Annotated in this window: 18 protein-coding genes and 1 CRISPR repeat array (1 of these 19 only partly in view); of the genes, 3 read left to right on the forward strand and 15 right to left on the reverse strand. The window is 59.7% G+C overall.

What is annotated here, in order from left to right; all coding sequences use genetic code 11:
• A CRISPR array of direct repeats spans nucleotides 1-77; the repeat unit is 29 nt; unit sequence CGGTTTATCCCCGCTGGCGCGGGGAACAC; it begins 1,112 nt to the left of the window's first position.
• A gap of 170 nt (nucleotides 78-247) precedes the next feature.
• Nucleotides 248-751, reverse strand: coding sequence for a GNAT family N-acetyltransferase (locus tag ACMGF9_RS21435; protein WP_048321240.1), 504 nt, complete (start codon nucleotides 749-751; stop codon nucleotides 248-250).
• On the reverse strand, nucleotides 745-1,266 hold the full coding sequence (gene ubiT, locus ACMGF9_RS21440) for a ubiquinone anaerobic biosynthesis accessory factor UbiT (protein ID WP_049187007.1): 522 nt from the start codon (nucleotides 1,264-1,266) through the stop codon (nucleotides 745-747). The genes ACMGF9_RS21435 and ubiT overlap by 7 nt, the downstream gene beginning before the upstream one ends.
• A 258-nt stretch (nucleotides 1,267-1,524) precedes the next feature.
• Here ubiT and ubiU point away from each other — a divergent pair, with 258 nt between their 5' ends.
• Both ubiU and ACMGF9_RS21450 read left to right on the forward strand, forming a co-directional pair.
• Nucleotides 1,525-2,520: a ubiquinone anaerobic biosynthesis protein UbiU gene (gene ubiU / locus ACMGF9_RS21445; protein WP_118892517.1), complete on the forward strand. Its 996-nt coding sequence runs from the start codon at nucleotides 1,525-1,527 to the stop codon at nucleotides 2,518-2,520.
• 11 nt (nucleotides 2,521-2,531) lie between these two features.
• Nucleotides 2,532-3,410: a U32 family peptidase gene (locus tag ACMGF9_RS21450; protein ID WP_118892518.1), complete on the forward strand. Its 879-nt coding sequence runs from the start codon at nucleotides 2,532-2,534 to the stop codon at nucleotides 3,408-3,410.
• Between the two features lie 307 nt (nucleotides 3,411-3,717).
• Here ACMGF9_RS21450 and ACMGF9_RS21455 read toward each other — a convergent pair whose 3' ends face one another.
• The 4 genes from ACMGF9_RS21455 to ACMGF9_RS21470 all read right to left on the reverse strand — a co-directional run bounded on the left by ACMGF9_RS21455 (nucleotide 3,718) and on the right by ACMGF9_RS21470 (nucleotide 7,490).
• Nucleotides 3,718-4,137 (reverse strand): hypothetical protein, encoded by a 420-nt coding sequence (locus ACMGF9_RS21455; RefSeq protein ID WP_126180964.1) that lies wholly within the window; start codon nucleotides 4,135-4,137, stop codon nucleotides 3,718-3,720.
• Between the two features lie 109 nt (nucleotides 4,138-4,246).
• Entirely contained in the window at nucleotides 4,247-5,386 is a 1,140-nt protein-coding gene (locus ACMGF9_RS21460) for an ABC transporter permease (RefSeq protein WP_099982336.1), read from the reverse strand.
• The gene (locus tag ACMGF9_RS21465) at nucleotides 5,383-6,537 is read right to left on the reverse strand and encodes an ABC transporter permease (protein WP_015376418.1); all 1,155 of its coding nucleotides are present in this window, start codon (nucleotides 6,535-6,537) and stop codon (nucleotides 5,383-5,385) included. The genes ACMGF9_RS21460 and ACMGF9_RS21465 overlap by 4 nt, the downstream gene beginning before the upstream one ends.
• On the reverse strand, nucleotides 6,519-7,490 hold the full coding sequence (locus ACMGF9_RS21470; protein WP_004933479.1) for an HlyD family secretion protein: 972 nt from the start codon (nucleotides 7,488-7,490) through the stop codon (nucleotides 6,519-6,521). Before ACMGF9_RS21470 ends, ACMGF9_RS21465 begins: the two co-directional genes overlap by 19 nt.
• Before the next feature lie 231 nt (nucleotides 7,491-7,721).
• Between ACMGF9_RS21470 and ACMGF9_RS21475 the strand changes: the two genes are divergently transcribed.
• Nucleotides 7,722-8,735, forward strand: a complete 1,014-nt coding sequence (locus ACMGF9_RS21475) for a luciferase-like monooxygenase (protein WP_015376417.1) — start codon at nucleotides 7,722-7,724, stop codon at nucleotides 8,733-8,735.
• Between the two features lie 37 nt (nucleotides 8,736-8,772).
• On the opposite strand, the gene yedF is transcribed toward ACMGF9_RS21475, so the two are convergent.
• The 9 genes from yedF to rbfA form a co-directional block, all read right to left on the reverse strand.
• Nucleotides 8,773-9,012: a sulfurtransferase-like selenium metabolism protein YedF gene (gene yedF, locus ACMGF9_RS21480; protein WP_004933486.1), complete on the reverse strand. Its 240-nt coding sequence runs from the start codon at nucleotides 9,010-9,012 to the stop codon at nucleotides 8,773-8,775.
• On the reverse strand, nucleotides 9,009-10,223 hold the full coding sequence (yedE, locus tag ACMGF9_RS21485) for a selenium metabolism membrane protein YedE/FdhT (RefSeq protein WP_004933488.1): 1,215 nt from the start codon (nucleotides 10,221-10,223) through the stop codon (nucleotides 9,009-9,011). The genes yedF and yedE overlap by 4 nt, the downstream gene beginning before the upstream one ends.
• Before the next feature lie 146 nt (nucleotides 10,224-10,369).
• Nucleotides 10,370-12,292, reverse strand: coding sequence for a DEAD/DEAH family ATP-dependent RNA helicase (locus tag ACMGF9_RS21490; RefSeq protein WP_004933492.1), 1,923 nt, complete (start codon nucleotides 12,290-12,292; stop codon nucleotides 10,370-10,372).
• On the reverse strand, nucleotides 12,282-12,362 hold the full coding sequence (gene yrbN / locus ACMGF9_RS21495; protein WP_099032700.1) for a protein YrbN: 81 nt from the start codon (nucleotides 12,360-12,362) through the stop codon (nucleotides 12,282-12,284). Before yrbN ends, ACMGF9_RS21490 begins: the two co-directional genes overlap by 11 nt.
• A 116-nt stretch (nucleotides 12,363-12,478) precedes the next feature.
• Nucleotides 12,479-13,363 (reverse strand): lipoprotein NlpI, encoded by an 885-nt coding sequence (nlpI, locus tag ACMGF9_RS21500; RefSeq protein WP_004933495.1) that lies wholly within the window; start codon nucleotides 13,361-13,363, stop codon nucleotides 12,479-12,481.
• Between the two features lie 128 nt (nucleotides 13,364-13,491).
• Nucleotides 13,492-15,609, reverse strand: coding sequence for a polyribonucleotide nucleotidyltransferase (pnp, locus tag ACMGF9_RS21505; protein ID WP_004933498.1), 2,118 nt, complete (start codon nucleotides 15,607-15,609; stop codon nucleotides 13,492-13,494).
• A 256-nt stretch (nucleotides 15,610-15,865) separates the two neighbouring features.
• Nucleotides 15,866-16,135, reverse strand: a complete 270-nt coding sequence (gene rpsO / locus ACMGF9_RS21510; protein WP_004933502.1) for a 30S ribosomal protein S15 — start codon at nucleotides 16,133-16,135, stop codon at nucleotides 15,866-15,868.
• Between the two features lie 124 nt (nucleotides 16,136-16,259).
• Nucleotides 16,260-17,204, reverse strand: a complete 945-nt coding sequence (gene truB / locus ACMGF9_RS21515) for a tRNA pseudouridine(55) synthase TruB (protein WP_015376415.1) — start codon at nucleotides 17,202-17,204, stop codon at nucleotides 16,260-16,262.
• Nucleotides 17,204-17,614, reverse strand: coding sequence for a 30S ribosome-binding factor RbfA (rbfA, locus tag ACMGF9_RS21520; RefSeq protein ID WP_004933508.1), 411 nt, complete (start codon nucleotides 17,612-17,614; stop codon nucleotides 17,204-17,206). Before rbfA ends, truB begins: the two co-directional genes overlap by 1 nt.
• Between the last annotated feature and the right edge of the window lie 10 nt (nucleotides 17,615-17,624).

The raw sequence follows: 17,624 nt of genomic DNA on the forward strand, positions 1-17,624 counted from the left end.
CTGGCGCGGGGAACACTCAAGGTTGAAACCGTCCGGGCCGCCATAGCGCGGTTTATCCCCGCTGGCGCGGGGAACACTCTTAGAGTATGTTATTGAATTAAAATGTATTTTTAAAGACCTCAAATTCTACCAAATAATTTCGACTCTCTAGAAAACACAACCAATTGATTTATAATCAAATTTCAAAACACATTCTTGGCGAATTTCCCGTTCACCAAATAGAATTTAATTATCAATACATTAAAAACTAAAACCTGTTAAACGGCGCCGAAAAAGCCACTTCGCCGCTGACGCCATTCAGGGCGTCTTCCGCCAGCGGATACACCTGGAATGCGCTTTCCGTGTCCGGCCAGCGGCAGTGCAGGCCATAGGCAGCGGCCGGTTTGAAACCGAAGCGGCCGTAATAGGCCGGATCGCCCAGCACCACCACCGCGGCGTAGCTGAATTCGTTCAGCGAGTCCAAGCCTTCGTACACCAGCTTTTCAGCCAGCCCCTGACGGCGCAGGCTTTCGTCAACCGCCAGCGGCGCCAGCGCCACCCATTGGCGGTCTTCGCCGGCCACGTCTACCGGGCTGAACGCGGCGTACCCCACCACCCCGCCTTCGTCGTCGGTGGCGACCACGCCCAGCGTCAGCAGGCCGTCTTCGCGCAGCTGCTGCACCAGATCGGCTTCGTCGTCGCGGCCAAAGGCGCGGCGCAGCAAGGCATCGATGCCCGCCGCGTCTACCGGGATCTCTACACGGATCAGCATGATACCGCCACACGGGAAGCCGACGCCGTGCCCTCCTGCAGCCCTGCTTCGACAAAATCAGCCAACTGCAGCAGCCCCATGCGCAGCGGCGCAGGCATGCTTTCCAGCTCGATGGCGTCCATCAAATTTTTCACATACAGGCCCAATTCGGTATCCCCTTCAATCTGCAGCCGACGCTGAAAGAACAGCGTATCCGGATCTTGCTTGCGCGCCGCGATCAGGATCAGATCGTTGGCGTCGCCGCTGAAGCTGACGTCCGCTTCGGCGTGCTGGCTGACCACCAGTTTGTCGTTTTCTACCGTCATAAACCAGTGTAGCGCCAGATCGCGAACTTCGATCTTTAACCAGCGCGATTCGAGAAATTCCAGTTCGCCATCCGCCAACGCCTGGCGGAACTGCCAGCTCAGCACCTGTTGCAGCAGCTGGCGCTGCAGGGCGAACGGCGTGAATTTCAGCGGGATGCGCAGCAGCGACGGCCCCTGGCGCACAAGGCGTGCTCGTAGTTGTTCCAACACGGTCATCCACTCCTTTCAATACGGACTACCGCTATTTTGCCACACTGGCGCGCGGCTTCAGCGGTCTATATCAACAAATAGTGCATTTCACCGCCATGTTTATCAATACGCCATAAGCTGCCCCAAATCAAAACCTGTGCGCACCCCTTCGCCTAAAATGGCCTCCCCGAATCGCGTTTGCCGGCGGAACACCGCCGTCGGCAACCTTTAAAGACAGCGTGCGCCCGGCCGGGCGTACGGCTAAGCCAGGATAAATCTATGGAGCTGCTTTGCCCCGCCGGCAACCTGCCGGCCCTGAAGGCCGCGGTAGATAACGGCGCCGACGCCGTTTACATCGGTCTGAAAGACGATACCAACGCGCGCCACTTCGCCGGCCTCAACTTCACCGAGAAAAAGCTGCAGGAAGCGGTTGATTACGTGCATCGCCACGGCCGCAAACTGCATATCGCCATCAACACCTTCGCCCATCCCGACGGCTACGCCCGCTGGCAGCGCGCGGTGGATATGGCTGCCCAGTTGGGCGCCGACGCGCTGATTCTGGCGGATCTGGCGATGCTGGAATACGCCGCCCAGCGCTACCCGCAGCTGGAGCGCCACGTTTCGGTGCAGGCCTCCGCCACCAACGAAGAGGCGATCCGTTTCTACCAGCGCAACTTCGAGGTGGGCCGGGTGGTGCTGCCGCGCGTGCTGTCGATGCATCAGGTGAAACAGCTGGCGCGCACCAGCCCGGTGCCGCTGGAAGTGTTCGCCTTCGGCAGCCTGTGCATCATGGCCGAGGGGCGCTGCTACCTCTCCTCCTACCTGACCGGCGAGTCGCCGAACACCGTCGGCGCCTGCTCGCCGGCGCGCTTCGTGCGCTGGCAGCAAACCCCGCAGGGTATGGAGTCGCGCCTGAACGACGTGCTGATCGACCGCTACCAGGACCATGAAAACGCCGGTTACCCGACGCTGTGCAAGGGCCGCTATCTGGTGGACGACGTGCGCTACCACGCGCTGGAAGAGCCCACCAGCCTCAATACGCTGGAGCTGCTGCCAGAGCTGCTGGCCGCCAACATCGCCTCGGTGAAGATCGAAGGCCGCCAGCGCAGCCCGGCTTACGTCAGCCAGGTGGCGCGCGTCTGGCGCCAGGCGATCGACCGTTGCCAGGCCGATCCGACCGCCTACCGCGCCGACGCCGCCTGGATGGAGACGCTGGGCGCGATGTCCGAAGGCACCCAGACCACGCTGGGCGCCTATCACCGCAAATGGCAGTAGCCGGAGGAAACATGAAATACGCACTGGGGCCGGTACTCTACTACTGGCCGAAAACCGACATCGCGGCGTTCTATCAACAGGCGGCGGAGAGCAGCGCCGACATCATTTACCTTGGCGAGAGCGTCTGCACCAAACGGCGCGAGATGAAGGTCAGCGATTGGCTGGCGCTGGCGCGCGAGATCGCCCATAGCGGCAAACAGGTGGTGATCTCCACGCTGGCGCTGCTGCAGGCGCCGTCCGAGCTGAATGAGCTGAAACGCTATGTGGAGAACGGCGAGTTCCTGCTGGAAGCCAACGATCTGGGCGCGGTGAACATGGCGGCGGAACGCGGCTTGCCGTTCGTCGCCGGCCATGCGCTGAACTGCTACAACGCCTATACCCTGCGCCTGCTGCGCCGCCAGGGCATGGTGCGCTGGTGCATGCCGGTCGAGCTGTCGCGCGACTGGCTGGCCAACCTGCTGACGCAGTGCGACGAGCTGGGCTTCCGCCACGATTTCGAGGTGGAGGTGCTGAGCTACGGCCATCTGCCGCTAGCCTATTCGGCGCGCTGCTTCACCGCCCGCTCGGAGAACCGCGGCAAGGACGAGTGCGAAACCTGCTGCATCAAATATCCGCAGGGCCGCATGATGCGCTCCCAAGAACAACAGCAGGTATTCGTGCTCAACGGCATCCAGACCATGAGCGGTTACTGCTACAACCTCGGCAACGAGCTGCCGAGCATGCAGGGGCTGGTGGACATCGTGCGGCTGTCGCCGCAGGGCGCCGAGACGCTGGCGCAGATCGACGCCTTCCGCGCCAACGAGCGCGGTGAGCAGCCGCTGGCCTTGAGCGACCACGCCGACTGCAACGGCTACTGGCGCCGGGTGGCGGGGCTGGAGTTGGTGTCTTAACGAGGATAGAGCCGGCAGCGGGCGCTGCCGGCTCTGTTTATTTATCAAGATTAATGCGCTCATCTCCACCGTGGAACCAATGGAATAAACTTACACACATCAGGCAGCAGCTTCTGATACCAAAATAAGTGAAAACCGCGATGGCCGCATCTACCAAATGTTCTCCGTATGAAATAATACTCAGTGAGGAGAACGAGACAAGTAACATACTCAACGTTAGCGCAATCATATTACATAGCGGGTTTAAAAGACGTCTATTAACCATAACCCACCCTCTATTTTTGACACTCTAAAAGCGATTTACTCATCACCAGCGACATTGCCCATTAACGCTATTGGCGTTTTTATTCCCACCCAAGGCACCACCGTTATTCTTATTATTCCCGGCAGGGCTGTTATCTGCGCAAGAGACCGCCCCCATTAAGCCACCGGCAACGGCCATACCTATCATCCCTGGCGGACCGCCGGAAAAACCGGTAAATGCGCCAATGATAATGCCCATTCCAACCTGATTGGCACAAGAGTTTGGCGCACCTCTGCCTGGCCTGTCACGATCGCCGCCGTTATTTCCATCGCCACAACCGCCAATCAATTTCATCTCATCAAAATCAAGCGCTCTTATTGTTGACATATTATTCCATCCTTTAAATAACACGTTATAGATAAAGTTAACGCCAACCATTAATTCCCTAAGCAGGTCGACAATTACAACTACCAAAATCAACATAACAAATCAAATTAAAAATAAGAGCAGACGCCCAGCTAAATAAATCACCTTAGACATATCAATAATACGAAATAATAAAGGCGCCGAAAATGGCGCCTTTATTTATCCCCTACGCCCGCCGCTTCCTGAACATCCCGCGCAGCGCCACGCTGTTGCGCAAGAAGCCGACGCCAAAGCCTAGTAGGGTGTAGACCACACCGAGTATCAGCATCATCATCACGTCGCCCCACACCTCATTCAGCGACAGCCCCATCTGGTTGACGCCGGCGATCGCCTTGGTGCCCCAGGTGGAGGGGATGCTGTACGAGATGGCGCGCACCCAAGCCGGCATCGACTGCAGCGGCCAGATAGTGCCGGACAGGTAGAAGATCGGCGTGGTGATGAACGCCAGCGTCAGGTAGATCATCTCGACGCTGCGCAGACATTCTGTCACCAGCTTGCCCAGCCCCAATACCGCCAGCAGGAACGGGAAGGTCAGCAGCAGCAGTTCGGCGATGTTCGCCGTCTGCCTATAGCCCAATACCCACGGCCACAGCACGAACAGCACGATCGACAGGAACAGCCAGATCGGCAGCAGCGCCGTCAGCCCGCCGAGGTGCGCCGCCAGCGGCGCCTTGCCGCCGGGCATGCTCTTCATGGCGATATTGACGCGGATACAGGCGATCAGCAGCGAGTGCTGTAACAGCATCACCAGCAGGCCGGGGAAGATGATCGCCGCAAAGCTGATGCCGGGGTTAAACACGTCCAGCGTTTGCCCCAGTATCGGCGTCAGCAGTATCTGCGCCTGCCGTTCGCTGAAGCCGCTGCGCAGCAGCAGCCCGTTGTTGTATTGCGTCAGCAGCTGCTGATAGGCCGCCACCACGTCCTGCTGAATCTGGCCGTTGGCCAGGCGGTTGGTGGCGTCGCCGTACATCGGCACCACGATGTTCTGCCCGCTGAGGATCTTCTTCTCCAGATCCACCGGCATGATGATCACCGCAAACAGCTTGCGCCAGCTGAGATCGCGCTGTGCCTGTTCCAGGCTGTCGTAGGTTTCAATCGCGATCTTGGAGGTAGCGTCCAGTTGGCGGATCAGCTGCCGGCTGGCGGTGCTGTGATCCTGATCGATCACGCCCACCGGCAGATCCCACACCGTGCGGTTGGCGTACACCAGGCTCATGATGCACAGCGACAGGATCAGCATCAGCCACACCGGCCGCTCCAGCATGCCGAGCAGCACCTTAACGAAGGTTTGCCAATAAAGCTTCATCCGGCGCTCCCCTCTTTTGCCAGCCGCGCCGGCAGGCGATTGCGCACCAGCAGCGCGGCCACCAGCGGATAGACCGCCAGCAGCGCGCACACGCTGAAGATGGCGCTGGCGTGCACCTGCCGCAGGAACACGTCAAACATCGCGTACAGCGCGTGGGTCAGCGGTTCGATGTTGGAAATGATGCGCGCCGGCAGCGGCATCGACAGCTCAGGCACCGCCATGCCGGAGAAGGTCATCGCGATACTGACCAAAATACCGATCAGGCTGTAGGCGGTGATGGTGCTGCCGGTAAAGGTGTACAGCAGCAGGCCGATGCTCTGCGCCGCCATCACATAAAACAGGCCGATCATCAGCATAAACAGCGGGTTGCCGCTGACGCGGGCGTCAAAGATGCCCACCAGCGCCGCGATCTCCACCATCAGCAGGGTGGTGAAACACAGCGTGTACGGCGCCAGCTTGCCGAGCAGCGCCAGGCTGAACGGCTTGGCCTGCAGCAGCGACTTGCTGCGCGCCAGCACATATATCATGCAGGTCACCGCGAACAGCTGCAGCAGGTGGATGGTGGCGGCGAACTGCTGGTAATAGATATAGCTGCCGCTGGCGTTGAACAGGCTGCCGTAGGAGAGCGTCACGTCCGCCAGCGGCGGCAACGTTTTGCCCATCTCGGTGGCGATGATGCTGCGGGTGCTGGCGTTGATTTCGTTCATCAGGCCGCCGAAGTCCTGGGTGGAGTACAGCCCGGCGCCGTAAAACAGCGCGTTGTAGTACATCACCACGCTCGGCTGTTTGCCCGACAGCGCATTGGCCTCAAAGTCCGGTGGGATATACAGCAACGCGTAATCCTGCGCGCTGCGCAGGCGGCTCAGCGACTCCGGCAGCCCGCCGCCGTATGCCTCGACGTGGGCGTGCGACCCGGCGTCCAGCCGGCGCGTCAGCGATTTGGACAGCGGACTGTGATCGCTGTCCACCACCGAGACCGGCAGATCGAGCAGCGTGCCTTCGGAGAAGTTGCTGCTGATCAGCGCAAACAGGATCAGCGGAAAGATCCAGCTCAGCCAGTGCACCACCGGGCTGCGAAAGGCGACGCGACACTCTTTGTCGAACGCGTGACTGAAGCAGCGCCAGCCGGCCCTTACTCTTTCCATTGCCATAAGGTGCTCATCCCCGGACGCAGGCCGTCCACCGGCTGTGACGGATACAGGCGCACTTCGAAGGTTTTCAGGTCGAAGTCGCCGGTGGCGCGGGTGGCGCGTTTGGTGGCGTAATCCCCCAGCGGCGCGATGTAACGCACCTCGGTGTCGATCATTTTGTCCTTCAGCGCCGGCACCCGCAGCTTGACCTTGTCGCCTTTGCGCACGTGGGCCAGGATGTCTTCACGCAGGTTAAACACGAAGTAAGCGTCCGGCACCCGGATCAACGTCACCAGCGGGCTGCCGGCGTTCAGCAATTCGCCCACTTCGGCCGGGATCGGCCCCACTTCGCCGTCCACCGGCGCTTTCACCTGCAGATCGTCGCTCTGCGCCTGGATCTGCAGCAGGTTCTCTTCCGCCGCCCGCAGCGCCGCCGCATATTGCTGCCGCTGCTCGACGCGGTCGCCGTTGATGCCTTCATCCAGGTTGGCCTTGGCGGCCTGCACCTGCTGGAAGGCGGTGTCGCGCGACCGGCGCGAAGCGTCCAGCTCGGACTTCGAGATATAGCCCTTGCCGGCCACGCTCAGGTTACGGTTGTAGTCGTTTTGCGCATTGCGGTACTGCGCCTCGGCCTGCGCCAGGTTGGCGCGCAGGTTGCGGATGCTCTCTTCTCGGGTGCCGTGCAGCGACAGCTCGAGCTGCGCTTTGGCCTCGTCGCGCGTCGCCTGCGCGGAACGCAGCTGCGCCATCAATTCGGGGCTGTCGAGTTGGATGATCAGCTGGCCGCTTTTCACGTCATCGCCGCGTTCGATCAGGCGTTCAACAACCCGGCCTTTCGCCTTGGATGCGACGATCACTTCGGGGGCATCCACTTCACCCTGCAGCAACAGATCCTGATTGTGCGCGCGGAACAGGATCGCCAATGCGATCGCCACCATCATCAGCAACAGGGTAAACAGCGTCTTTTTTTTCATTATATCGGCTCCCGGAACGGTAAGCGGCGGGCGGGGATCATCATTTCCATGTCTCAAATTGCTCCAAAAAACACCATTGCACTCATGAGGATATCACAAGCACATATCTCCTCTTTTATAACTATAAATTGGATTATGCTTTTAACACTAAAAAGCATCTTTTTTCGGCCTTTTAGTATGCAGATTCCTGCAATCGCCCTTTAAGCGATCCACTCTCTGATGGACGATGTCATGACTGAACACACTGCCGTACCGCTTTCGGTACTGGATTTATCGCCAATCCCGCAAGGGGCCAAGGCGCGCGACGCTTTCCACTGTTCGCTGGATCTGGCGCAACACGCCGAACGCTGGGGCTACCAGCGCTACTGGCTGGCCGAGCACCACAATATGACCGGCATCGGCAGCGCCGCCACCTCGGTGCTGCTGGGCTATCTGGCCGCCGGCACCCAGAGCATTCGCCTCGGCTCCGGCGGCGTAATGCTGCCGAACCATGCGCCGCTGGTGATCGCTGAACAGTTCGGCACGCTGGAATCGCTCTACCCCGGCCGCATCGATCTGGGGCTGGGCCGCGCGCCCGGCACCGATCAACGCACCATGATGGCGCTGCGCCGCCACCTGTCCGGCGATGTGGATACCTTCCCGCGCGACGTGCAGGAACTGCAAAACTACTTCTGCGACGCGCAGCCCGGCCAGCCGGTGCAGGCGGTGCCGGGCCAGGGGCTGCATGTGCCGCTCTGGCTGCTCGGCTCCAGCCTCTACAGCGCACAGCTGGCGGCGCAGCTCGGCCTGCCGTTCGCCTTCGCTTCGCACTTCGCTCCGGATATGCTGTTCCAGGCGCTGCAACTGTACCGCGAGAACTTCAAACCCTCCAAACAGCTGGCGCAGCCGCATGCCATGGTGTGCGTCAACGTGATCGCCGCCGACAGCGACCGCGACGCGCGCTTCCTGTTCAGCTCGATGCAGCAGCAGTTCATCAATCTGCGCCGCGGTTCGCCCGGCCCGCTGCCGCCGCCGGTGGATAACATCCACGCGCTGTGGAGCGCCGGCGAGCAGTACGGCGTCGAACAGGCGCTGCGGATGTCGATCGTCGGCGATGAAAAAACGGTGCGTCACGGGCTGCAAACGCTGCTGCGTGAAACCGATGCCGACGAGATCATGGTCAACGGCCAGATTTTCGATCATCAGGCGCGGCTGCGTTCGTTCGAGATCGTCGCCGGCGTGAAGGGCGACATCGTGAAGGGCTAAAAAGCGAAAAGGCGGTGGGAACCCCACCGCCTTGGCGTTAACGCTGGATCAGGTAGCGGATGGTCGGCCCGTCCTGCTGGATATCCAACACCTTGTAGCCGTGGTTGCGCGCATCGAGCGGGATGTTGTTGATCGACTGCGGGCAATCACTGATCACCTCCAGGATCTCCCCCGGCTTCAGCTGCGGCATCGCCTCCAGCGTCGCCACCGCCGGGTACGGGCAAGGCTCACCCAGCATGTCCAGCCGGTAGTCCGGCACTATCGTCGTCTCTTTCATGGCATGCTCCTCAAATTCACCACCTGCGCCTCAGGCCGGGCGCGGAAAAAGCGTTTCTCCCACCACAGCATGGCGGCGAAGGCCAGCGCCAGCAGCAGGTAAGTCACCAGCAGGCCGCCGATCGGGCCGAAGGTATCGAGCAGGTTGATCTTGTCGTAGTCGGTCGCCAGCGCCGGCGCCAGGTCGTCCCAGTAATAGGCCAGCAGCGTAGCGCCGATGATGTTGCCCAACCCCACCCACCAGTAGTGCACCTGCCCTTCCACGGCGCGGTACATCCAACCGGTCTCGCAGCCGCCGGCCAGCACGATGCCGAAGCCAAACAGCAAACCGCCCAGCACCGCATTCGGGCCGGCCCACATGATCTTCGGCGCCACGCCGAGCTGCACATAGCTGAAGATGCCGATGGCGCTCACCGCCATGCCGATGATGATGGCTTTCGCCATGTGGGTGCGGCCGGTGATCCACAGATCGCGGAACGCCGAAGTGAAGCAGATCTGTGCGCGCTCGATCAGCAGGCCAAAGCCGATGCCGAACAGCATGGCGATGCCGAGCTTCGGCGCATCGAACAGCGTCCACAGCGACCAGGCCACCGCCAGACCGAAGATCGCCATGCCCAACCGGAAGCGGCGGCGCGCCTGCTCAGGCTTCTGCGTCAGCGGCGCGGCGGCCTTCACCTTTTGCAATTTGACCGGAATGCGGAACATCGGCAGCAGCGTGAATTTGGCGCCGAAGTAAGAGCCGGCTGCGGTCGCCAGCGCGAAGAACCAGGCGTGCAACGAGAACTGAGGGATGCCGGTGAAGAACGCCGCCAGGTTGCACCCCATCGCCAGCCGCGCGCCGAAACCGGCGATGATGCCGCCCAGCAGCGCCTGCACGATGCGAATGCGGTGCTGCGGTTGACGCAGCTTGATGTTGTTGGCCCACAACGCGGCGGCGATGCAGCCGGCGAACATGCCGATGATCATGCGCCCGTCGATGCGCTCCAGCGGCGTGCCCTGCAGGCCGATGACCTTGAAATAGCCCCATTGCTCGGGGTGCAGGCCGAACCACTGCAGCACATGGCCGCCCCAGCGGGTGAATTCGCCGGTCACCGCCCAGAAGGTGCCGGTCATGCCGAAGTAGTAGGTAGAGAGGATCCCGGCGGCGATCACCGCCGGCAGCGGCGCCCAAAAGCGCACCAGGTATTGAGATTTGAACTGCTGCCAACTCATGGCATCTCCCGTGCATATCATCCGTAAGAAAAAACCTTATGAATGATACGCCATTCAGGGGCGTTTGACGGCAATTTTCAGGCATAAAAAAACCAGCCCGCAGGCTGGTTTTTCAGAGCGCTTCACCGCGAACGGCGAATCAGCGATTACGCGTCGCCGAAACGACGACGTGGTGCCGCCGGTGCGCCGTCATCACGGCGTGGCGCCGGCTTGCCGTCACGGTTGTAGTTACCGCCACGACGCTCGCCGCCGTTGCCGCCTTCACGACGTTCGCCGAAGGAGCGACGTGGGCCGCCTTCGCGACGTTCGCCGTTGAACGGACGACCGTTGCCGCGACGCTCGCCGCCGTTGCCACCGTCACGACGCTCGCGACGTTCGAACGGCTGTGCATCACCCAGCAGCTGCATGTTCATCGGCTTGTTCAGGATGCGAGTGCGAGTGAAGTGATTCAGGATCTCGCCCGGCATGCCTTTTGGCAGCTCGATGGTGGAGTGGGAAGCGAACAGCTTGATGTTACCGATGTAACGGCTGCTGATGTCGCCTTCGTTAGCGATAGCGCCAACGATGTGACGCACTTCAACGCCATCGTCACGGCCCACTTCGATGCGGTACAGCTGCATTTCGCCAACGTCACGACGTTCGCGACGCGGACGATCGCCGTCACGGCTGTCACGACGGTCGCCACGATCACCGCGACGATCGTCACGGTCGTTGAACTCGCGGCGCTGACGCGGCTTGAAGACCGGATCCGGCGGCAGGATCAGCGGACGTTCGCCCTGTGCCATTTTCAGCAGCGCTGCGGCCAGGGTTTCCATATCCAGCTCTTCTTCCGGCTGCAGTTTGGTCAGCAGTGCGCGGTACAGGTCCAGATCGCTGCTTTCCAGCTGCTGCTGAACTTTCGCGGCGAACTTGGCCAGACGACGCTCGCCCAGCAGTTCTGCGTTCGGCAGCTCCACTTCCGGGATGGTCAGCTTCATGGTGCGTTCGATGTTGCGCAGCAGGCGGCGTTCGCGGTTTTCCACGAACAGCAGCGCGCGGCCGGCGCGGCCCGCACGACCGGTACGGCCGATACGGTGAACGTAAGACTCGGAGTCCATCGGGATGTCGTAGTTGACAACCAGGCTGATGCGCTCAACGTCCAGGCCACGGGCCGCAACGTCGGTCGCGATCAGGATATCCAGACGACCGTCTTTCAGACGCTCCAGAGTCTGCTCACGCAGCGCCTGGTTCATGTCGCCGTTCAGCGCGGCGCTGCTGTAACCGCTGCGCTCCAGCGCTTCGGCCACTTCCAGGGTCGCGTTCTTGGTACGGACGAAGATGATCGCCGCGTCAAAGTCTTCGGCTTCCAGGAAACGCACCAGCGCTTCGTTTTTACGCATGCCGTAGACCGACCAGTAGCTCTGGCTGATGTCCGGACGGGTGGTGACGCTGGACTGGATGCGCACTTCCTGCGGCTCTTTCATGAAGCGGCGGGTAATGCGACGGATCGCTTCCGGCATGGTGGCGGAGAACAGCGCGGTCTGATGTTCAGCCGGGATCTCAGCCATGATGGTTTCTACGTCTTCGATAAAGCCCATGCGCAGCATTTCGTCGGCTTCATCCAGCACCAGACCGCTCAGGTTGGAGAGGTTCAGGGTGCCGCGCTTCAGGTGGTCCAGCAGGCGGCCTGGGGTACCCACAACGATTTGCGGGCCCTGGCGCAGAGCGCGCAGCTGCACGTCGTAACGCTGGCCGCCGTACAGGGCTACCACGTTGACGCCGTTCATGTGTTTGGAGAAATCGGTCATCGCTTCGGCAACCTGAACCGCCAGTTCGCGGGTCGGCGCCAGCACCAGGATCTGAGGTGCTTTCAGGTCTGCCTGCAGGTTGTGCAGCAGCGGCAGCGAGAACGCTGCAGTTTTACCACTACCGGTCTGCGCCATGCCCAGCACGTCGCGGCCGTTCAACAGGTGAGGAATACACTCAGCCTGGATCGGAGATGGTTTTTCATAGCCCAGATCGTTCAGGGCGGAAATGATTGGAGCAGACAGCCCCAGATCGGCAAAAGAGGTTTCAAACTCAGTCGTCATGTACACGTGCCTCATTAATAATGGCAGCCAGTCTACATAACTCGTCGAGAAAATTTTCAGTCATTTTCATTGAAAAGTGTGAACCGGCTCAAATTAGATTATAAAACGAACAAAAAAGCCCTCGCCCGTTAAGGCGATAACTTTGGTTAAAAACCAATGTCCATCAGGCTGATAGGTGTTCGTCAGCTATTGCTGGTCCGATTCCGATAGGTCGTCTTGCTCTTGGCCCAAAAGCGCCAATTCCAACAATGCATAGCGGTGCTCAACGAAGTTGTGAACGTTGTTAGACACCGTCAGTTTGAACAGCGCCGAAGCGGTGTCCTTGTCCCCCAGACTCAGGTAGTGTTTACCCAAATAGAAGTCAGTTTCACTGAGATGCTCAGCGAGCGAAGTGTTATCCGTTGCATCTGCCTTGAGGCGTTCCATCAGCGTTTTTTCGCTGATCTTGCCCAGGTAGAATTCGACAATATTCCATCCCCATTGCCCTCTGTCCGCTTTGTCATAGCGCTGCTGAAGCGCTACCTCGGCCTTCTTGGGATCGATTTCTCGCTCCACCAGATACAGCCATAACGAACGGAAGGGATCGTTTGGGTCGTCTTGATAAAACGCCTGCAGATCATCCTGCGCCAACGGGAAGCGGCCGCCATAATACAGTGCGATGCCCCGGTTTAAACGCGCGTAATTGTAAGTTGGATCAAGCTCTAGTACAGAATCAAACGCTTCATAGGCAGCATCAAAATTGCCTGCCTGCGTTAAGTAAATGCCCAGGTAGTTGAAAACTTCCGGCATGTCGGGACGTATCGCCAGCGCCTGCGAGAAATCATTGCGCGCTAATGCACGTAACCCGAGGCTATCATACAGCACACCGCGCTCATATAAAAGCTGTGCGCGTTCGTCATCCGTCAGTGCCCGGCTGGCAAGAATTTGTTCCATGCGCGCCAGGATCACTTCCTGCTGCAACGTAGGCTGCAACGGGATTGCCAAAACTTCGTCTTTACGCCAATCATGGTTGCTGCATCCTGCCAGCATGAGTGCTGTCGCAACGTAACACCAGCGCAAGAAAGGCTTCATTTCCCACTCCCGAAGACAAACATTGGATGAACGTCCTGTCCTCCGTTTGCTAAAACGCGGGCATCCTACCCGCGCGATACGAACAGCCCCCAACCCCGTGGCGGGGAGCTGTAAAACTATCTATACAGTTATTCTGCTTCAGGCGCAGGTGAACCTGCTTCCGGCGCCATCGCTTCTTTGATGCTCAGACGCACGCGGCCCTGACGGTCAACTTCCAGTACCTTAACCGGCACTTCCTGACCCATCTGCAGATAGTCGGTCACTTTCTCAACGCGCTTGTCGGCGATCTGAGAAATGTGCACCAGACCTTCTTTACCACCGCCGATAGCGACGAATGCGCCGAAATCAACGATACGGGTCACTTTACCCTGGTAGATACGGCCCACTTCGATCTCTGCCGTGATCTCTTCGATGCGACGGATAGCGAATTTCGCTTTCTCACCGTCGGTCGCAGCGATTTTAACTGTACCATCATCTTCGATTTCGATGGTAGTGCCAGTCTCTTCGGTCAGCGCGCGGATAACGGAACCGCCCTTACCGATCACGTCTTTGATTTTATCCGGGTTGATGCGGATAGTATGAATACGCGGTGCGAATTCGGAGATATCGCCGCGCGGGGTGCTGATAGCCTGTTCCATTACGCCCAGGATGTGCAGACGCGCGCCCTTGGCCTGGTTCAGAGCCACCTGCATGATTTCGCGGGTGATGCCTTCGATTTTGATGTCCATCTGCAGCGCGGTGATACCGTCGCGGCTACCGGCCACTTTGAAGTCCATGTCGCCCAGGTGATCTTCGTCACCCAGAATGTCGGACAGAACCACGTAGTTGTCGGCTTCTTTCACCAGGCCCATCGCGATACCCGCAACGGCAGCCTTGATTGGCACACCAGCGTCCATCAGCGCCAGAGACGCGCCGCACACGGAAGCCATGGAAGAAGAACCGTTGGATTCGGTGATTTCAGACACCACGCGAACCGTGTACGGGAAATCTTCCGGTTTAGGCATCATAGCCAATACGCCGCGTTTCGCCAGGCGACCGTGACCGATTTCACGACGCTTAGGAGAACCGACCATGCCGGTTTCGCCTACGGAGTACGGAGGGAAGTTGTAGTGGAACAGGAAGCTGTCGGTCTTCTCGCCCATCAGCTCGTCCAGGTTCTGGGCGTCGCGCGCGGTGCCCAGGGTCGCGGTAACCAGCGCCTGAGTTTCGCCACGGGTGAACAGCGCGGAACCGTGGGTGCGCGGCAGTACGCCGGTGCGCACGTCCAGGCCACGGATCATGTCTTTTTCACGGCCGTCGATACGCGGCTCGCCACGCAGTACGCGGCTACGCACCACGTTTTTCTCCAGGTTGCCCAGGATGTCCTGGATCTCACCGGCGTCCAGCGTTTCGTCCTGCGCCAGCAGGGTTTCAACCACGCTGTCTTTGATCGCGTCAACCTGAGCGTAACGCTCTTGTTTTTCGGTGATGTGGTAAGCGTCGCCCAGGCGAGCTTCGGCCAGTTCAGCCACGCGCGCGTGCAGCGCTTCGTTGACCGCAGGCGCCTGCCAATCCCACTTCGGTTTGCCCGCTTCGGCAACCAGCGCGTTGATATTTTCGATAACCACTTGCTGCTGGTCGTGGCCGAACACCACGGCGCCCAGCATCTGATCTTCGCTCAGCACGTCCGCTTCGGATTCAACCATCAGCACCGCACCGGCAGTACCGGCAACCACCAGATCCAGACGGCTTTCTTTCAGCTCGTCGGTCGTCGGGTTCAGCACATACTGATCGTTGATGTAACCTACGCGCGCGGCGCCGATTGGGCCGTTGAACGGAATACCGGACAGGCTCAGGGCCGCGGAAGCACCGATCATCGCAACGATGTCCGGGTTCACCTGCGGGTTAACGGAAACCACGGTCGCGATCACCTGAACTTCGTTCAGGAAGCTGTCCGGGAACAGTGGGCGGATCGGGCGGTCGATCAGACGGGAAGTCAGCGTCTCGCCTTCGCTCGGACGGCCTTCGCGACGGAAGAAGCTGCCCGGGATGCGGCCGGCGGCGTAGGTACGCTCTTGGTAGTTAACAGTCAGCGGGAAGAAGCTCTGGCCCGGCTTGGCTTTTTTCTGGCCAACGACGGTAACGAATACGGCGGTGTCATCCATGCTCACCATAACGGCGGCAGTGGCCTGACGAGCCATCATACCGGTTTCGATGGTGACGGTATGCTGGCCATACTGGAATTTGCGAATGATCGGTGTCAGCAAAATTATATCCTTGATTAGCGGCGCGCAATCGCATTGACGACTCGACACGCCTGTGACTCGATTTGCCTTCTCACTACATCCTCGCGACTAATGACAATCCTTATCTCAGGCGGGAGATAAAGCCTCTCATTAGCCGCGCGAACCTCTGTAACGGAAGAACCTGTTTGGAAACATCAGTAATACATTAACCTGATTTGCTTATGCTTCCTAGAAGAAAGGGGCCAAAATAGGCCCCTTTCCACTGAAACTTGCTAGATTAGCGACGCAGACCCAGACGCTCGATCAGGCTGGTGTAACGTGCTACATCTTTACGCTTCAGGTAGTCCAGCAGCTTACGACGCTGAGAAACCATACGCAGCAGACCACGACGGCTGTGGTGATCTTTTTTGTGCTCGGAGAAGTGGCCTTGCAGATGGTTGATCTGCGCAGTCAGCAGGGCAACCTGAACTTCGGTAGAACCGCTGTCGTTAGTACCACGACCGAAATCAGCTACGATTTGAGCTTTAGCTTCAACACTTAGAGACATTGTAATACTCCAGATTATAGATAATAAAAACAGGCGCCGATCTCTAATTCAGCAACCCAATGCATAAGCTGCGCCATTCTACTCTTAGCGCAGTGCGATCGCAAGGCGACGCAGTGCCCCGCCGTCAGTCGAAATGTTCGACCACCAGGCGGCGCGGCGCCACGCGACCATCCTCGGCGATGTCGCCAACGCCGATGAATTTCCGCTCTTCACCCTCGGTGATACGCACCATGCCGGAAGCCGGCGCGCCGGCCACCTGCACCGGTTGCCCCTGCTTGACGTAGCCCGCCACCACCGGCAGCAAATTCACTTCCGGATAGTTCTCAACCGGGCTGTCCATCGGCATCAGCAGCGGATCGAGCAGCTCGCCGGGGGCGATCGCTTGTTCCTGCGCCTGCGCCACCAAGGCGTTCAGCTGTTCCAGCGTCACCATGCGCGCGATCGGGTAAGTCGCCACCTGCAGGCGACGCAGATAGATCACGTGCGCGCCGCAGCCCAGCAGCTCGCCGAGATCGTCGGTGATGGTGCGGATGTAGGTGCCTTTCGAGCAGTGGATCTCCAGCTCCAGCTCATCCCCTTCCCAGCGGATAAACTGCAGCTCGTACACCGTGATGCTGCGCGCTTCGCGCGGCACTTCAATCCCCTGGCGCGCATACTCGTAGAGTTTCTTGCCCTGGTATTTCAGCGCCGAATACATCGACGGCACCTGCTGGATGTCGCCGCGGAAGGTGTCCAGCGCCGCGTCGAGCTGCGCCTGGGTAAAGTTCACCGGGCGCTCCTGCACGATCTGACCGTCGGCGTCCGAGGTATCGGTACGCTGCCCCAGCTTGGCGATCACCCGATAGCGCTTGTCGGAATCGAGCAGATATTGCGAAAACTTGGTCGCTTCGCCCAGGCAGATAGGCAGCATGCCGGTCGCCAACGGATCGAGCGCGCCGGTATGGCCCGCCCGGTTGGCGTTGTACAGGCGCTTTACTTTTTGCAGCGCATCGTTGGACGACAAACCCTGCGGCTTGTCCAGCAACAGCACGCCGTGGATATCACGGCCGCGGCGACGAGGGCGACTCATCAGTCCTCCTTGTCATCGCCTGAGGCGGAACGGCGCTCGGCGTCGTTCTTCACCACGTTGGTCACCAGGTTGGACATGCGCATGCCTTCCACCAGGGAGTTGTCGTAGGCGAAGGTCAGCTCCGGCACCACGCGCAGGCGCATCGCTTTGCCCAGCAGAGTGCGGATGTAACCGGAAGCGTCCTGCAACGCTTTGATGCCGTTGGTGACCAGATCCGGATCGTGGTTCTCGGTCAGCACGTTCAGGAAGGTGACGTAAACCTTGGCGTACGCCAGGTCGCGGGACACTTCCACGCCGGAAACGGTCGCCATGCCGACGCGCGGATCTTTCACTTCACGCTGCAGAATGATCGCAATCTCTTTCTGCATCTCTTGCGCCACGCGTTGACCGCGGCTGAATTCTTTTGCCATTTTGGATTCT

Source organism: Serratia sp. BNK-23 (assembly GCF_047456145.1).
In the GTDB taxonomy this organism is placed as follows: domain Bacteria; phylum Pseudomonadota; class Gammaproteobacteria; order Enterobacterales; family Enterobacteriaceae; genus Serratia; species Serratia nematodiphila.

Coding starts and splice junctions, on each gene's coding strand:
- ACMGF9_RS21435 (WP_048321240.1), bottom strand. CDS start 751: ATGCTGATCCGTGTAGAGATCCCGGTAGACGCGGCGGGCATCGATGCC.
- ubiU (WP_118892517.1), top strand. CDS start 1,525: ATGGAGCTGCTTTGCCCCGCCGGCAACCTGCCGGCCCTGAAGGCCGCG.
- ACMGF9_RS21450 (WP_118892518.1), top strand. CDS start 2,532: ATGAAATACGCACTGGGGCCGGTACTCTACTACTGGCCGAAAACCGAC.
- ACMGF9_RS21455 (WP_126180964.1), bottom strand. CDS start 4,137: ATGTTGATTTTGGTAGTTGTAATTGTCGACCTGCTTAGGGAATTAATG.
- ACMGF9_RS21460 (WP_099982336.1), bottom strand. CDS start 5,386: ATGAAGCTTTATTGGCAAACCTTCGTTAAGGTGCTGCTCGGCATGCTG.
- ACMGF9_RS21465 (WP_015376418.1), bottom strand. CDS start 6,537: ATGGCAATGGAAAGAGTAAGGGCCGGCTGGCGCTGCTTCAGTCACGCG.
- ACMGF9_RS21470 (WP_004933479.1), bottom strand. CDS start 7,490: ATGAAAAAAAAGACGCTGTTTACCCTGTTGCTGATGATGGTGGCGATC.
- ACMGF9_RS21475 (WP_015376417.1), top strand. CDS start 7,722: ATGACTGAACACACTGCCGTACCGCTTTCGGTACTGGATTTATCGCCA.
- yedF (WP_004933486.1), bottom strand. CDS start 9,012: ATGAAAGAGACGACGATAGTGCCGGACTACCGGCTGGACATGCTGGGT.
- yedE (WP_004933488.1), bottom strand. CDS start 10,223: ATGAGTTGGCAGCAGTTCAAATCTCAATACCTGGTGCGCTTTTGGGCG.
- ACMGF9_RS21490 (WP_004933492.1), bottom strand. CDS start 12,292: ATGACGACTGAGTTTGAAACCTCTTTTGCCGATCTGGGGCTGTCTGCT.
- yrbN (WP_099032700.1), bottom strand. CDS start 12,362: ATGAAAATGACTGAAAATTTTCTCGACGAGTTATGTAGACTGGCTGCC.
- nlpI (WP_004933495.1), bottom strand. CDS start 13,363: ATGAAGCCTTTCTTGCGCTGGTGTTACGTTGCGACAGCACTCATGCTG.
- rpsO (WP_004933502.1), bottom strand. CDS start 16,135: ATGTCTCTAAGTGTTGAAGCTAAAGCTCAAATCGTAGCTGATTTCGGT.
- truB (WP_015376415.1), bottom strand. CDS start 17,204: ATGAGTCGCCCTCGTCGCCGCGGCCGTGATATCCACGGCGTGCTGTTG.
- rbfA (WP_004933508.1), bottom strand. CDS start 17,614: ATGGCAAAAGAATTCAGCCGCGGTCAACGCGTGGCGCAAGAGATGCAG.